Origin of the sequence: Siphonobacter sp. BAB-5405 (assembly GCF_002872335.1) — a bacterium.
Taxonomy (GTDB): Bacteria; Bacteroidota; Bacteroidia; order Cytophagales; family Spirosomataceae; genus Siphonobacter.
This window is the reverse complement of the sequence record NZ_NJAG01000011.1, coordinates 99,518-115,647: the sequence shown is the minus strand read 5'-3', so window position 1 is coordinate 115,647 and position 16,130 is coordinate 99,518. Positions and strand designations below refer to the sequence as shown.

Annotated in this window: 9 protein-coding genes; 6 read left to right on the top strand and 3 right to left on the bottom strand. The window is 49.0% G+C overall.

Annotated elements, in window-relative coordinates; genetic code table 11:
* Nucleotides 1–142 precede the first annotated feature (142 nt).
* The 5 genes from BWI97_RS10605 (at nt 143) to BWI97_RS10585 (ending at nt 13,225) form a co-directional block, all read left to right on the top strand.
* On the top strand, nt 143–1,462 hold the full coding sequence (locus tag BWI97_RS10605; RefSeq protein ID WP_102200990.1) for a vanadium-dependent haloperoxidase: 1,320 nt from the start codon (nt 143–145) through the stop codon (nt 1,460–1,462).
* A 286-nt stretch (nt 1,463–1,748) separates the two neighbouring features.
* Complete coding sequence (locus tag BWI97_RS10600; protein ID WP_158242737.1) at nt 1,749–4,796, top strand: TonB-dependent receptor; 3,048 nt, start codon at nt 1,749–1,751, stop codon at nt 4,794–4,796.
* Nucleotides 4,797–4,868: 72 nt separating this feature from the next.
* The gene (locus BWI97_RS10595) at nt 4,869–6,386 is read left to right on the top strand and encodes a RagB/SusD family nutrient uptake outer membrane protein (RefSeq protein WP_094809484.1); all 1,518 of its coding nucleotides are present in this window, start codon (nt 4,869–4,871) and stop codon (nt 6,384–6,386) included.
* An 87-nt stretch (nt 6,387–6,473) separates the two neighbouring features.
* Nucleotides 6,474–9,872: a VCBS repeat-containing protein gene (locus tag BWI97_RS10590; RefSeq protein ID WP_102200989.1), complete on the top strand. Its 3,399-nt coding sequence runs from the start codon at nt 6,474–6,476 to the stop codon at nt 9,870–9,872.
* A gap of 14 nt (nt 9,873–9,886) precedes the next feature.
* A complete protein-coding gene (locus BWI97_RS10585) occupies nt 9,887–13,225 on the top strand; it encodes a VCBS repeat-containing protein (protein WP_102201103.1) in 3,339 nt (1,112 codons plus the stop codon).
* On the opposite strand, the gene BWI97_RS10580 is transcribed toward BWI97_RS10585, so the two are convergent.
* A complete protein-coding gene (locus BWI97_RS10580) occupies nt 13,222–14,007 on the bottom strand; it encodes a hypothetical protein (RefSeq protein WP_094809488.1) in 786 nt (261 codons plus the stop codon). The two genes, BWI97_RS10585 and BWI97_RS10580, sit on opposite strands and share 4 nt — an antisense overlap.
* Nucleotides 14,008–14,361: 354 nt before the next feature.
* Between BWI97_RS10580 and BWI97_RS10575 the strand changes: the two genes are divergently transcribed.
* Nucleotides 14,362–14,904, top strand: coding sequence for a DUF4136 domain-containing protein (locus BWI97_RS10575; RefSeq protein WP_094809490.1), 543 nt, complete (start codon nt 14,362–14,364; stop codon nt 14,902–14,904).
* A 73-nt stretch (nt 14,905–14,977) separates the two neighbouring features.
* On the opposite strand, the gene BWI97_RS10570 is transcribed toward BWI97_RS10575, so the two are convergent.
* On the bottom strand, nt 14,978–15,547 hold the full coding sequence (locus BWI97_RS10570) for a phosphoribosylglycinamide formyltransferase (RefSeq protein ID WP_094809590.1): 570 nt from the start codon (nt 15,545–15,547) through the stop codon (nt 14,978–14,980).
* Nucleotides 15,548–15,607: 60 nt separating this feature from the next.
* On the bottom strand, nt 15,608–16,117 hold the full coding sequence (locus BWI97_RS10565) for a phosphoribosyltransferase family protein (protein WP_102200988.1): 510 nt from the start codon (nt 16,115–16,117) through the stop codon (nt 15,608–15,610).
* Nucleotides 16,118–16,130 lie beyond the last annotated feature (13 nt).

Below are 16,130 nucleotides of genomic sequence, written 5' to 3'. Positions count from 1 at the left end.
GGAATCTAGAGCGATGAGATTATCTGGGAAATCGTATAAAAATAAATTATAGTTAATTCCTGAAAAATAACATAGGATGCTGCCAGTTTTGTTATTTTTGTGGTAATTTATTGTAATAAAATAATACGTATAGTAAGTTCGAATGAAGCAACTTTTCCTCATCTTACTTCTTCCTATTCTGATTCTTAGTAGTTGTCAGAAAAATAAGCAGGAATATACCCGTCTTACCAATAATCCTGAATTTTTACGAAAGGCTGAACGCAAACTCACGCAGGTAATCATCCACGATGTATTTGGGCCACCCGTAGCTGCCCGTATCTACGCGTATTCTAGTTTAGCCGCGTATGAAGCCTTGTTGCCAGCGTATCCACAGTATCGGAGCATGGCAGGACAGTTGAATGAGTACACAGCTACGCCTAAGCCCGAAGCCGATCAGGAGTACTGCTTTCCGCTGGCCAGTAGCCGGGCCTTTCTGCTGGTCGGTCGGCAGTGGACCTTCTCAGGGGGTATGATTGATGATTTTGAAAAAGATTTTTACGAATCGTTTGAAAAGGCTTTGCCTTCGGACGTCTACGAACGCTCCATGCAGTATGGAGAGGCGGTAGCCAAACACGTCATTGCGTATTCGTTAAAAGACCAGTATAAGGAAACCCGGGGATTTCGCTATACCGTAACGAATCAAAAAGGAAGCTGGGTTCCTACGCCACCCGCGTACATGGATGCGTTGGAACCGTTCTGGGCCAAAATCCGGCCTTTGGCACTGGATTCGGCTACTCAATTCCGGCTTAAGGGTTTTCCAGCCTACAGCGATAATCCTGCCAGTGATTGTTACAAAGAGGCAAAAAAGGTGTACGAGGCCGTAAAGTTCAGTACTGAAGAGGAGAAGGAAATCGCAAATTTCTGGGATTGTAATCCTTTCAAAATGAATATTCAGGGGCACGCTGCGTTCGCTACGAAGAAAATGTCCCCAGGTGGGCACTGGATGAGTATCGTGGGTCTTACCACCCGGAAAACCCAGAAAGATTTCATGCAAACTGCCGAAGCGTATCTGCTTACGTCCATCGCTTTATTTGATGGATTCATCGCTTGCTGGGATGAAAAATACCGTACGGTTCGTATTCGACCAGAAACGTACATCAATAACCTGATCGATGAGCAGTGGCAGCCTTTGTTACAAACACCACCCTTTCCTGAATATCCTTCCGGACACAGTGTCGTTTCCGCTGCCTCAGCGGTTGCATTAACGGCTGTACTGGGAGATCATTTAACTTTTGCCGATTCCTCCGAAGTAGCCTATGGATTGCCCGTGCGGCAATACACTTCCTTTAAAGCGGCGGCTACTGAAGCGGCGATCAGTCGGCTATACGGTGGCATTCACTTTAAAACGGCCATTGATCACGGTTTTGATCAGGGAGAGGCAGTAGGTACCTGGATTTTGCATAAAATAAAGACCAGGCAGTAAAATAAATACTTAGGTGTAAAAAACTCATTTGTAAAAAACAATTTTAAGGGATTCAAATTAGGATTTTAGCTAGGTATAAACACTTAAATTGTTTTTTTTAAAACATTAGGGGCTAAATTGTATTATATGAACTAAATATTGTAGTTTGCGTACCGGAAAGCGGTAAAAATGTATCCATCCAATAGTATACTAGACAAATTCGAGTAGTTTGATTTGTCTTTTTTTGATTAGATGTGCATTTTTCTCTAACCAAGTTTACTAATACAATACATAACCCTTACAAATGATGAAACAGACTTACTTGCAGCGTAGCTCGTTGGGTCAAAAAAGTAAATTCAGACAGTGGTCTACCGCATGTCTGAGTCTTTTAATGATTCTTCTCAACATGACGACCTGGGCTCAGCAAAGAACCCTCACTGGAAAGGTTACTTCAGCTGAAGATGGAAGCGATCTCCCCGGGGTGAGCATCCTGGTCGTTGGCACCTCTAACGGTACACAAACCGCCGCCGATGGAACGTATAAGATTAACGTTACATCCGGTTCTAAACTTCGGTTTACGTCGGTTGGTATGATTTCACAGGAAATTGACATCACCAGCCAGACCACACTCAATGTAAGCTTACAGCCTAATTCTCAGTCGCTTTCGGAAGTAGTAGTAGTCGGATACGGTACGCAGCGAAAAGCGGACGTAACTGGAGCCACCGCTACGGTAACCTCGAAAGACTTTAACGCGGGGGTATTGAACAACCCCTTACAGGCCGTACAGGGTAAAGTTTCCGGTCTGGTTATCAGTGCTCCCAACAGTGATCCTACGAACAACCGTCCTACGATTCGTCTACGCGGAACGTCATCGCTGTCTGCTAACTCCGAGCCTCTGATTGTAATTGACGGAGTAGCCGGTGCTCCGTTAAACAGCGTTGCTCCGGAAGATATTCAGTCGGTTGACGTATTGAAAGATGCTTCTGCCGCGGCGATCTACGGTTCACGCGGGGCAAACGGCGTAATCATTGTTACGACTAAAAAAGGTACCGCAGGTCGTACTTCGGTTGAATACAGTGGTTACATCTCGATGGGTAAAGAAGTACGTCGTCCTGGGTTCCTGACGCCAGACGAATTCCGGGCGAAGTTAGCGGAACGGAACGTCACGGGTCAGGACTTTGGAGCTTCAACCAACTGGATTGATCAGGTCACCCAAACTTCCTGGACGCAGAACCACTCGGTAGCCGTCAGTGGTGGGGCCGAAAAATTCAGCTACCGGGGTTCACTGGTGTATCTGGATCAGCCCGGCATCGTGAAAAACTCTGGATTCAACCGGATTAACGCTCGTTTGAACCTGGTACAGAAAGCGTTGGACGACCGGTTGGAAATTCAACTTTTACTGTCCCACCAGACAAATAACAAAAAATTCGTCGATTACGGAGCCCTGCGTTCAGCGGTACGTTTCAACCCGACGCAGCCGATCTACAACGCCGACGGAACCTTCAACCAACCTCAGGGACAGTTTGAAGTAGAAAACCCGTTGGCTCGACTGATGCAATTGACGAACGAAGGCAAAGAGCGTCAGACCTTACTGAATGCCAAAGCCAGCTACGAAATTGTGAAAGGCTTGAAAGTAGGGGTGAATGCTTCGCAAAGTACGTTTGATTACCTGTATGGTTTCTTCATCCCCAGTTATTTCCGGGGTAGTGGAAACAGTATTTCGCGGGCCCGTCGGGAAACGCAGGAAGTACTGGATCGCTTGATTGAAAGCACCGTTAACTATTCGAATACGATTGATAAACACAACTTTAGCGTTCTGTTAGGTCATACGTATCAAAAGGTTAGCAACGAAGGTTTTGGTGCCGAGCACAGCAATTTCCCCGATGCCTTTGGTTACAATAACCTGGAATCGGGTAACGATAACGCGGACGGATCGACCAACCGTCGGGTAAACTCCTATAAATCAGAAGCGATCCTGGTAGGTCTGATTGGTCGGCTTAACTATTCGTACAACGAAAAGTATCTGTTGACGGCCAATATTCGCCGTGATGGTTCTTCGCGTTTCGGTGCCAATAACCGCTGGGGTTGGTTCCCCTCCGTATCAGCGGGCTGGCGTTTAATTGAAGAGGATTTCATTAAAAATAGTAACCTCTTTAGCGATTTGAAACTGCGGGCCGGATACGGCGTCACGGGTAACCAGGATGGTATTGCGGACTACGCAGCTCGGCGTTTATACGGTTCGCAAGGATCGTATTACACCAACGGTGGATTCCAAACGGCTTACTTCTACTCACAAAACGCGAATCCAGACTTGAAATGGGAAACCTCTGCCATGACCAACATCGGGGTAGACTTCGGTTTCATGAAAGGCCGCCTGACGGGCTCGCTGGAATTTTACTACAAAGACACCCGCGATCTGTTGTTTAACTACCCCGTTGCCATTGGCTCCCGGTATGGTTCACAGCAACTCGTTGCCGGAACGAACAACGTCCTGGCAAACGTAGGTCGGGTATCCAATAAAGGGGTTGAGTTAGCTCTGGATTTCCAGGCCATTAGCAAACAGGATTTCGAGTGGCGTACCACCCTGAATCTGGCTCACAACACGAATAAAATCGTATCGTTGAGTAACGACCTGTTTCAGTACAACACCAGTAACCCTATCCTTTACGGTGGTTTTGGTAGCGGACAAGGCGGTATTGCTTCCCCCATCGTATTGCAGGAAGGCTATCCCATCGGTACGTTCTACGGTCCCCGGGTAACGGGTTTCAACGACCGGGGTGAGTACATTTATCAGGATTTAGGGGGTGGAGGAACGCAACCTGCCGGTGCCGACCGTACTTACCTGGGTAATGCTCAACCCAAGCTGACCTTAGGCTGGCAAAACAACTTCACGTACAAGAACTGGGATTTGTCCATCTTCTTCCGCGGAAGTTTAGGTCAGAAAGTAGCCAACGGAATGTACATCTACTTTGCGAACCCCAACCGGTTCCCCGGCGAAAACTTGCTGAAAGATGCGTTTACGACGGGTATCGGCACGGGCGTATCCTCTGCCTGGTCGGATCTATGGCTGGAAAATGCCTCGTTTGTACGCCTGGACAACTTCCGTTTGGGTTACCGTATTCCGGGCCTGAAGAAAATTCTTCAGAATGCTCAGGTCTACCTTTCCGGTCAAAACATTTTCGTTATTACGAAATACCGTGGAGCTGATCCAGAAGTACGTACCGGAGACTCGCGTAGCCAGTATGGTTCAATCAGCGACGATAACCGGGCGGTGAACCTGTCACCCGGCGTTGACCCTGTGTCTTACTACCCGCGGGCTCGCACGTTGGTAGCTGGTGTTTCATTAACGTTCTAGGCTAGTTGCGAGTAAATTCATTATGTAATCAGTAATAGGCTTTACGCTTATTTATAGAATATCATACTTCTTATGAAAACGCTTAAAATTTTATACGGACTCGGGCTTACAGGGATGATGATTTTCAATCAATCCTGTACCAATCTGGATTCTACCGTATACGATCGGGCCGATGCAAGTAATTTCCCAGCTACTGAATCCGATCTGAACGCCGTTATTGGTTCCTCCTACGGAACGTTACGGTCTTTCGTAGACGATCCCTTCGTGTTGCAGGAAACCACTACGGATGAAGTGGTAGTACCGACGCGGGGACCTGACTGGTACGATGATGGTCGCTGGCAACAGTTAGCCCGCCATCAGTTTACGCCCGTTATTCCATCAAACATTAACGGAGCCTGGGAAGCTTTTTACCGCAGTATTGCTAACGTTAATATCAATATTGGTACTCTGAAAGAGTCTAACGTAGCCAATAAGGAGAACACGATTGCGGAATTGCGGGGAATCCGGGCTTTGAACTACTACTATCTGGTGGATCTGTTCGGTAGGGTTCCCATTCTGACGGAAAATTCTCCTGCCGGAAACCCCCGACAAAGCCCCCGGGATAGCGTATTCTACTTTATTGAAAAGGAGTTGAAAGAAGCGATTCCTCTGATGCGGAATGAAAACAGCGTCGCCATGTACGGACGGATGTCACGCGGGGCTGGACATGCTCTGCTGGCTCACGTGTACCTGAACGCAGGAGTCTTCACGGGTACGCCTCGCTGGGCTCAGGCCGCCGCAGAAGCAGACTCGGTGATCAACTCAAAACTGTACTCGCTATCGCCGAATTTCCTGGACAACTTCGCCGTCAATAACGATCGGAACGGATCAAGAGCCGAGAACATTTTCGTCATTCCTTACGACAAAACGTTTGCTACCGGGAACACCTTCCAATTGCGTACCCTGCACTACGCGTTGCAGCAGAAGTATGGACTGGCCAACAGCCCCTGGAATGGCTACTGTACGTACGCTGATTTCTATTCAACGTTCAGCGATCAGGATGCCCGTAAGAAAATGTGGTTAGCTGGTCCGCAGACGGGTCCCGATGGACGGGTTATCCAGTACGATGACCGCGTAGATGGACAACGGCACGACGTGAATTTTACCCCGGAAATCAATGCTCTGGAACGAGCTCTGGCTTATCAGGGGGTTCGTTTTCAGAAATTCGAAATTCAGGCGAATAACTTGATTACCAGTCAGGATAACGACTTTCCGATTTTCCGGTATGCATCCGTGTTGATGACCAAGGCCGAAGCTTTATTCCGCCAGGGAAAAGTAGCGGAGGCACTGCCTTACATCAATCAGATTCGGAAACGGGCGGGTGTAGCTGATTTTACGGCTTCCGATATGACGCTGGACAACCTGCTGAAAGAATACGGACGGGAATTTGCTTTCGAAGGCCGTCGCCGTACGGATTTGATTCGCTTCCAGTCCTTTACTCAAAAAGCATGGCAGTTTAAACCCGTAACGGATCCCAAGTATAACCTGATGCCGATTCCGGCTACGCAGCGAAACAGTAACCCTCTGCTGGAGCAAAATCCGGGTTATTAATTACAAATGCTTTACCTTATTTTACAGGCTCCTTTCCAGGTTGGGAAGGGGCCTGTATTGATACTAGCCCCAGTAAACAAGTAATCAATGCGTGAGCAGTGTAACGTAGTCCTGAAAGTACTAATCGTAGCGAGTGGTTTCTTACTAGGCTTGACGGCCTGTACATCTTCCCATGAAAAACCCCTGTTTGAAACGCTGGATTCGACCCAAACGGGTATTGCGTTTCAGAATACCGTTATAGACGATGACAGCCTGAATATTGTCGAATACCTGTATTTCTACAATGGAGCGGGCGTAGCGGCGGGAGACATTAACAACGATGGACTAACGGATTTGTACTTCGTTAGCAACCGTGGCAAGAATAAATTATACCTCAATAAAGGAAACTGGAAGTTTGAAGACATTACCGAGCAGGCGGGCGTCGGCGGTTTTGCCGACTGGCAGACGGGCGTGAGTATGGCCGATGTCAACGGTGACGGCTGGCTGGATATGTACGTATGTGCCGTCGGAAATTACCGGGGACTGGAAGGTTCCAACGAACTGTATATCAACAATCACGACGGAACCTTTACGGAAAAGGCCGCCGAGTATGGGCTGGATTTTACGGGCTTTTCAACGCAGGCAGCCTTTTTCGATTACGATCACGATGGCGACCTGGATTGCTATCTGCTCAACCACGCCATTCATAAAGCCATTTCGTACAACAACGTAAATGCCCGGTTTCTGCGGGATAACGAAGCCGGGGATTACCTCTTCGAAAATAAAATCATTGATAAGGAAAATCAGGCGAAACCCTTGTTTGTGAATGTATCCGAAAAAGCGGGTATCTACGGAGCACCCATGGGCTACGGTCTGGGGATTTCCGTGGGCGATCTGGATAACGACGGTTGGGAAGATCTTTACGTTTCCAACGACTTTCACGAAGACGATTACTACTATCACAATAATGGAAACGGCACGTTTACCGAAAAACTAAAGGAGACTTTTGCTCATACCAGCCGCTTTTCGATGGGCAACGACATGGCCGACATCAACAACGATGGCTGGCTGGACGTGATGACGCTGGATATGTATCCCGAAGATGAAACCGTCGAAAAATCATCGGCGGGCGAAGATGCGTTCGACGTTTTTTCGTTCAAACTCAGCTATGGGTATCACTATCAGTATGCCCGCAATTGTCTGCAATTAAACCTACAGGGTAAACGCTTCGTGGATATTGCCGCCCAACTCGGCATGGCTGCTACGGACTGGAGCTGGGCACCGCTCTGGGCCGACTACGACGGCGATGGCGTGAAGGACGTATTCATCACCAACGGTATCGTCCGGCGACCCAACAACATGGATTACATTAAATACGTCTTTCAGGACTCCGTATACGCCGCCTTGGATAAACGGGTGAAAGATGCCGTTCGCAGATCCATTCAACACATGCCCGAAGGAAAAACGCACAATTATTTATACCAGGGCGTTGCTAAAGGGCCTTTCGATTTCAACTTCAAAAACCGCTCTGCGGACTGGGGATTTGCGAAGGAAAATATAAGTAACGGAGCGGTATACGCCGATCTGGATAACGACGGCGATCTGGATCTGATCAGTAATGATATCAATGAGACCGCGGGCGTGTATCGAAATACAGCCCGTCAGACGCTGGGCAATCATTACCTGAAAGTAAAGTTTCAGGGAGAGAAAGCGAATGTTTTTGGCGTCGGGGCGAAAGTATTGATGCGGGACAGTACCCAGTTGTTTTACCAGCAAAACAGCCCCGTACGCGGGTTCCAATCGTCCGTAGAACCTACGTTAACGTTTGGTTTAGGGAAACAGACCGTGATCGACAGCCTGCTGGTCATCTGGCCGGATGGAAAATCAGAAATCCTGCGGAATGTTAAAACGGACCAGAACCTGACCTTGCGGCATGCTTCTGCCAAAAATCAGGAAGTATCGCAGTGGTGGAAAACCGCCGAAACGCCCGTACTGGAAGAAGTACAGCCCGGTCCTATTCCCTACACGCATTACGAAAACAAAGATTATTTTGACTTTAGCCGCGAACCACTGATGCCTTTTCAGCTTTCGACGGAAGGCCCGCGACTGGCCAAGGGTGACATAAACGGCGATGGCCTGGAAGATATTTACATTCCCGGAGCCAAGCTCAAGGTCGGGCAGCTATTCATGCAGAAACCCGACGGTCAGTTGGTCCGTAGTAAGCAACCCGCATTCGACGCTGATTCTTCGGCTGAACACGTAGCCGCTACGTTTTTTGATGCCGATGGGGATGGTGATCTGGATCTGTACGTTGTTGCGGGGGGGAACGAATACTACGGCGAAATGGGTCAGTTACAGGACCTGTTGTACTTCAATGACGGAAAAGGTTCATTCACCAAAGCCAGTACGGCGTTACCGAAAATGCTGGAAAACAAGTCGGGCGTGTACCCGGCGGACTTCGATAAAGACGGGGATATTGATTTGTTCGTTTCGGGCCGCGTGACGGCTTATGCCTACGGTAAACCACCCCGGTCTTTCCTGCTCGTAAATGATGGGAAAGGGAATTTCAGTGATCAAACAGATCGGCTAGCTCCCGAATTAAGGTTGGCAGGTTTACTAACGGATGCCCACTGGAGTGACTTTGATGGCGACCAGAAACCCGATCTACTGGTGATCGGCGATTGGATGCAACCCCAACTCTTCGTACAAAAAGGTGGAAAATTCACCCGAAAACCCATTCGGATGGAAGAAGCCGACGGTACGGAATCCACCCGTATGAAAGGTTTCTGGAGTCGTATGGCCTGGGGCGATCTCAATAAAGACGGGCGGGAAGATGTCGTACTTGGTAACCTGGGTCTGAATAGTCGTTTTCGGCGAAAAGGCTCTAACCATCTGAAAATGTGGGTGAAAGACATCGATTCGAATGGACAGGCCGAACAAATTCTGGCGTACGAAGATCAATCTGGCTCGTATTACCCACTGGCGGGCAAAGACGAATTGGGCAAACAGCTTCCTTCGGTCATCAATAAGAAGTTTACCACCTACGCTGATTTCGCCGGAAAAACCGTTGAGGACATCTTCAATAAAGGCGAGCTGAACGGAGCGACTGAATTTGAAATCAACCGCTACAGTTCCGTCTGGCTGGAAAACAAAGGCGGCCTTCGGTTTGTCATTCACGAACTGCCAGCCCCGGCCCAATGGTCAAAACTGTACGCGTTCGCGATTGGCGATGTGGACGGTAACGGAACACCGGACGTACTGACCGGCGGAAACCTCTACAGCGTTAATCCGGCTCAGGGGCAGTATAATGCAAACCCCGGCCTGGTACTGTTCAACGACGGCAAAGGGAACTTCCGAGCCAGTCCCGGACCTCTTTCCGGATTTTCGGTAAACGGCGAAATCCGCGACATCCAGGCCCTTCGAACGGCAGCGGGCACCCGCTGGCTGGTTAGCCGGAACAATGATCGGCTTCTTGTATTTAAAACCCATACGCACCCCATTCAGTGAATTCCCTATACCCCATGAAGCAATTGATTCGAATAATGGCCCTGATTCTGATCCTGGCCGCGTGCGGAAAGAAGCAGGAAGAAACCCTGTTTGAGTCGCTCCCGGCGGAACAAACGGGGATTACGTTCGTCAACGAAGTGAAGGACGATAAGGAACTGAACATTTTCAATTACCGAAACTTCTACAACGGCGGCGGCGTAGCCATCGGTGACATCAACAATGACAGTTTGCCCGACGTGTTGCTAACGTCCAACATGGGCGATAACAAGCTATATCTCAACAAAGGCAATTTTAAGTTTGAGGATATTTCCGAGAAAGCCGGAATCAAAGGAAAGCACGCCTGGAGTACCGGAGCCACGTTTGCGGATGTGAACGGCGATGGTCTTCTGGATTTGTACATCTGTAATGCAGGGAATCGTCCCAATGACGACCGGGCCAACGAACTCTTTATCAACAACGGCAACCTGACCTTTACCGAAAAAGCCAAAGAATACGGGCTGGATGATCGGGGCGTATCGACGCACGCCGCCTTTTTCGACTACGACCGCGATGGCGATCTGGACATGTTTCTGCTTAACAACAGCTTCATGCCGGTTGGGCGACTGGGCTATAAAAATCTGCGGAACCAACGCGATTACGACGGCGGTCACAAGTTTTTTGAAAACCGGGTCATTCACAAAGATGCGGCTCCGGTAACCACGCAGTTCGTAGATATTTCAGAGAAAGCGGGCATTTATGGAAGTGTCATTGGTTTTGGATTAGGCATTACCGTGGGGGACGTAAACGACGACGATTGGCTGGACATCTACGTTTCCAATGATTTCTACGAACACGATTATCTGTACCTCAACAATCACGACGGAACCTTCCGCGAATCGCTGAAGGAAACCTTTCCGCACATCAGCCTGTCCTCGATGGGAGCGGACGTAGCTGACGTGAACAACGACGGACGACTGGATATTTTCGTAACAGAAATGTTGCCCGGCACCGACCGCCGACTGAAAACGACCACGTTGTTTGAAAGTTACGAGCTGGAACAGTTCAAGCTCAGTCAGGACTACCATTACCAGTACATGCGAAACATGCTGCACCTTAACAACGGACTGGATGCGAAGGGAAAACTATCGTTCAGTGATGTGGGGCAGTACGCGGGAGTAGCCGCCACCGACTGGAGCTGGGGAGCCCTGCTATTCGACATGGACAACGATGGGCAGAAGGATATTTTCGTAGCGAATGGTCTATATAAAACTATTTCGGATCAGGATTTTATCTCCTTCTTTTCCGACGACCAGACCATGCAACAAGTGGTAACCCAGGGCTTCAATTTTGCGGAATTTCTACCCAAAATGCCCTCGGAACCGATTCCCAATTATGCCTTTCGCAACGAAGGCAATCTGAAATTCAGTAATCAGGCCCAGGCGTGGGGACTCGCTGAACCCAACTTCTCGAACGGATCGGCTTACGGCGATCTGGATAATGACGGCGACCTGGATCTGATTGTCAGCAACGTCAACCAACCCCTGTCGGTCTACCGCAATCACGCCAGCGACCGTAACCACCAGCATTTTTTACGGGTGAAACTGAAAGGAACGGATCAGAACCGGAATGGCATCGGAGCGAAAGTTCGGGTGCACCAGCCTAATCGTACGATACTCCTGCAACAAATGCCGAACCGGGGTTTTCAGTCTTCCGTAGACCTGACGCTGGTCTTTGGCCTGGGAACGGAAACCAAGATTGATTCCGTAACGATTGTCTGGCCGGACGGTCAGCAACAGGCCCTCCCGAAGGTAAAAGCGGATACGGAACTCGTTCTGGATTATCGACAATCAAAAGCCGGGGTACCTCGAAGTGAAGCGACGCCTGCTTCTTACTTCACTGATGCAACGGCTCCCGCTCGCCTGGACTATACCCACGTAGAAAATACGTTTGTGGACTACAATCGCGATCCACTGCTCAAACAGATGTACTCCACGCAGGGACCGCCGCTGGCCGTAGGGGATGTCAACGGCGATGGTTTGGATGACGTATACCTCGGCGGGGCTTCCGGCTCGCCCAAAAAATTATTCGTGCAACAAGCCAATGGTACGTTTAAAGGTCAGGAGCTGATCATGCTGGATACCGAACGCCTGTACGAGGACGTTGCGGCCACCTTCTTTGACGCGGATCAGGACGGTGACCAGGACTTGTACGTGGTGAGCGGAGGGAATGAATTTATCGACGGCTCCGCTGAACTCGAAGATCGTCTGTACCTGAACGATGGGAAAGGAACGTTTACTCGTGACCGTCGCCTGCCCTTATTGTATTTAAACGGCTCCAGTGTCACGGCGGCTGACTTCGATCGCGATGGGGATCAGGATTTGTTTGTGGGAAGTCGCATGGTATCCGGACAGTACGGGGTGTCGCCGCAGAGTCAGTTGCTCGTCAATAATGGTCGGGGAGAATTCAAGGTAATGACCAAACGGTATATCCCGGAATTTTCAAAAATTGGAATGGTAACTGACGCGGTCTGGGCGGACGTCAACCGCGATTCCTGGCCCGATCTGATCATCAGTGAAGACTGGGGTCCCGTTACCATTTTCCTGAATGAAAAGGGGCAACGCCTGGCAAGGTCGCCTCAACTGTCGGAACTGACGGGTTGGTGGAATCGCCTGTACGTGCGGGATCTCGACGGCGATGGCGATCTCGATCTGGTAGCGGGTAATCTGGGTAGCAATAATCGGTACCATGCTTCGGCAGAGCACCCGGCGGAGCTGTACGTCAACGATTTTGACCGCAATGGTACCATGGAACAAATCATCAATTGCTGGACCGAAACCGGCAAAAGCTATCCCATGGTACTCAAGCAGGATTTACAGAAAGCAGTGCCTTCCATCAAAAAGAAATTCCTGAAGTTTACGGATTACGCCGAAAAAACGGTCGAAGACCTGTTCGATGAAAGCTCCCGCGAAGGTATGCTCAAGCGTTCAGCCGTGGAAGACCGGACGGGCGTATTCTGGAACGACGGAAAGGGGAATTTCCGCTTTGAAGCCTTACCCCGGGATGTTCAGTTTTCGCCCATTTATGGAATCAGCAGTGTAGATTACGATCAGGATGGAAAGCTGGATTTGATCCTGACGGGTAATTTCTTCGAGTGCCTGCCCGAACTGGGCCGTTACGACGCCAACCGGGGAGTCGTATTAAAAGGCATGGGACAACAAAAATTCAACGTCGTACCTTCCGCTCAGACGGGTTTGATCGTCGAAGGGCAGGTACGACGTTCGGCCGAGCTAAAAACGCCGCAGGGAACCGGACTGATTTTTGCCAAAAATGGAGCGGCCGCTCAATGGGTGCGTACGCAGCCAAAGCCTCGCTAGTTAACCGGAATCTTAAGCAAAAATTTATTCTGCTCCTGGTACGAAGCGGGCAAATGGTTAATAGCCGTAGGCGTATTGAGATCCGAAGCCGAGTAGGCAGAACCGAACAAATAGCGGCCGTCTACATTTTCGACTTTGGAAGCGTAAAACGGCGTATCAATGTGGAATTCAGTACGAAATTGGGCGTCCGTGGACAGCGTCAGGTAATTACGGAATTTCAGCGGACTGTTCGCTTCTGAAAACTCATAACGCACCAGAGACTGTTTCTTTACCTGAGTCGCCACAATAGGGATATCTATTTGCTCTACAGCGGTAGGCTCTTTCGAAAAACGCCAGGCCTTGCCAGGAGCTACTACGAATTTAGCCTGTACCAGTTTAGTTTTGGGCGGAATAAACGCAATCCGGTCCTCTTTGCGAAGAGTGCCGCTGAATGATCCACCCTGGTAGGAATACCAACGGTATCGATTAGCAGAGGTGCCCGAATATTCTCCCTGAAAGCTAGCCTCATCAACCCAGTAATCAAACTTTTCAGTGTCTTTAATAAAGGCCGAGCGTTTCCAGTCGATGTATAAGGGTACCTCTAGTTTGTTGTAGATGTTCATCCGAACTACACCATTTTCTCCCTGAAAGTTAAATTGAAGGCGGAGCGAATCGGTTTCGTAAACGAAAGCCTTATCCTGCAGAATAACGTTTGGACTGTGTAACGTAACCACCTGAACCTTGGGCGTACAAGACACAAGCCCTAAGGCGAGTAGGAATAGTAATAAACGTAAAGTTTTCATAGCGGTTGATTTTGAAGCGTTAAAGTAAAACAAAGTGAGAAGTGGGGAAGTTAAAAGTTCTTAAAAGCCTACAGGTTGGGCAAAACGATCCCTAGAAGAGTTTCCTGCAAAAGGATGTTTTTTTTAGCAAAAAAGAGAGTGCAAATATTTTGATATTTGTCAAATTATGCGGAGTTTAATACTTTCAAGCAACGTATGCTTACCTTAGCTTAACTCGCTGGTTACGAAAGCAGTACTTCGGATTCAGTAAGTCAAAATCTGGCATTATTTTTTAGATTTTCCTGCCGCTTACGAACCCAGTTCTTCAGAAAACCAAATTTCCATTTAAATACGGCTTCACGGCCATTAACTTTTATGAAACAGTTTTTATTTGTTTTTGCTGTTATGGGCGTGCTATGCTCAGCCTGTAATCCGAAAAGTCTGGTTATCCACTCAGGATATGCTCCCAATTACACGCACCTTTACAATACGTACTGTATTGCTTTCGATCCCATCACTGCTCAGGATACAACACTTCAACACGACATTATTACAGCCGAAATCAATCGGCAAATGCAATTGAGAGGTTTTCAGTATACCACCCAACAACCGGACGTACTGGTCTTTTATTCCCTGCATCCCGATAAAATCAAACTGAACACCTACGTAAAAAGCTACCGTTATCCAGACGTGGATTACGTAGTGGACAAAACGTTTCTGCGGAAAGGAACCCTGCTGATTCAATTTCAGGATACGTTCATGAACAAAACGGTGTGGCAGGGTTACGCGGCTCGCGTATCACCCGAAGGGTTTTTCGATCGAAAAGCCATTCGCACCGCTACCCGAAATGTACTGCTTGGCTATAATACGTTCTCGCTGACGTATCAGGCTCAAAACCGCGAGCGTTCTTCCTACTAACAAGTACAGGAAAGACAAAAGAAAACCTCCGTTGCTGAGCAGCGGAGGTTTTCTTTTAATGGAGTAACAAGCACTAGAGTCCCTTCAAAACGGCTTCTTCAATCACCGAAGGATAATGTTTATATTCCAGCTGGTGGCATTTACGGGCCACTTCAGCGGCGGTATCACCCGGTTCTACGGGGAAGGAAGCCTGAAAAATGATGTTTCCTTCGTCGTAATGTTCATTGACAACGTGAATCGTAATGCCCGATTGCGTTTCGTTCGCCGCCACGACCGCTTCGTGTACGCGTTCGCCGTACATGCCCTTACCACCGTACGAAGGCAGCAACGCCGGATGAATATTGAGAATTCGATTAGGAAAAGCTTCGACCAGCTCTTTGGGTACCAGCCAGAGGAATCCAGCCAGAATGACCCAGTCGATGCGGGCTTCCTGGAGCCAGCTCAGTACCTCGCCGGAGCGAAACTGCTGCCGATCGAATAAACGAAGGGGAATGCCCAGGCGATTCGCCCGTTCGATGACGCCCGCCGATGGGTTATTACAGAGAATCAGTTCGACCGAAATCTCAGCGTGACCGTCGAAGTAGCGGGCGATATTCTCGACATTCGTACCCGAACCCGAAGCAAAAAGTGCTAAACGTTTCAAAAGCAAATAGTAGTTACGCAGGTACCTTCAACGTACCCGAAAAGTCAAAACAGTTGGAACTTACCGCAGGTACACGCCCGCCTCGGGACCTTCCAGTACCACCTCAATGTGGTCATTGAGCGTGGTCATCAGAGCGTAGCCGACGAAATCAGCGGATACGGGGTAGCGGCGGTAGTTGCGATCGACCATCACCGATACCTGTAAGCGTTTGAGCTTCGTCTGAAAAAAGGGCATCAGGCTGTAGGCGAGTGTACGGCCCGTATACAACACGTCATCGCAGACAATCACGCATTTGCCCGCCAGCGTGGCTGAGTCAATGTCTAGTTGAATGGCGTGGGAGGCGGGATCGGTTTTTTGAAGCTGAATGTCAATCTGCTGTACCTTCAGCGGCGAAATGGCTTCCAGTTGTTCTTTCAACAGGGTTGCCATCACGACACCCTGACCTACGATGCCCGCCAGAACGATTTCCCGCTCTTCAAAATTGGTTTCGTAGACCTCAAACGCAATCCGGCGTAACTTCTGCTTGAGTTGTTCCGGATTCAGGAGCAAAGTTTTTTCAGTCGAAATCATGGCCGAATTTACG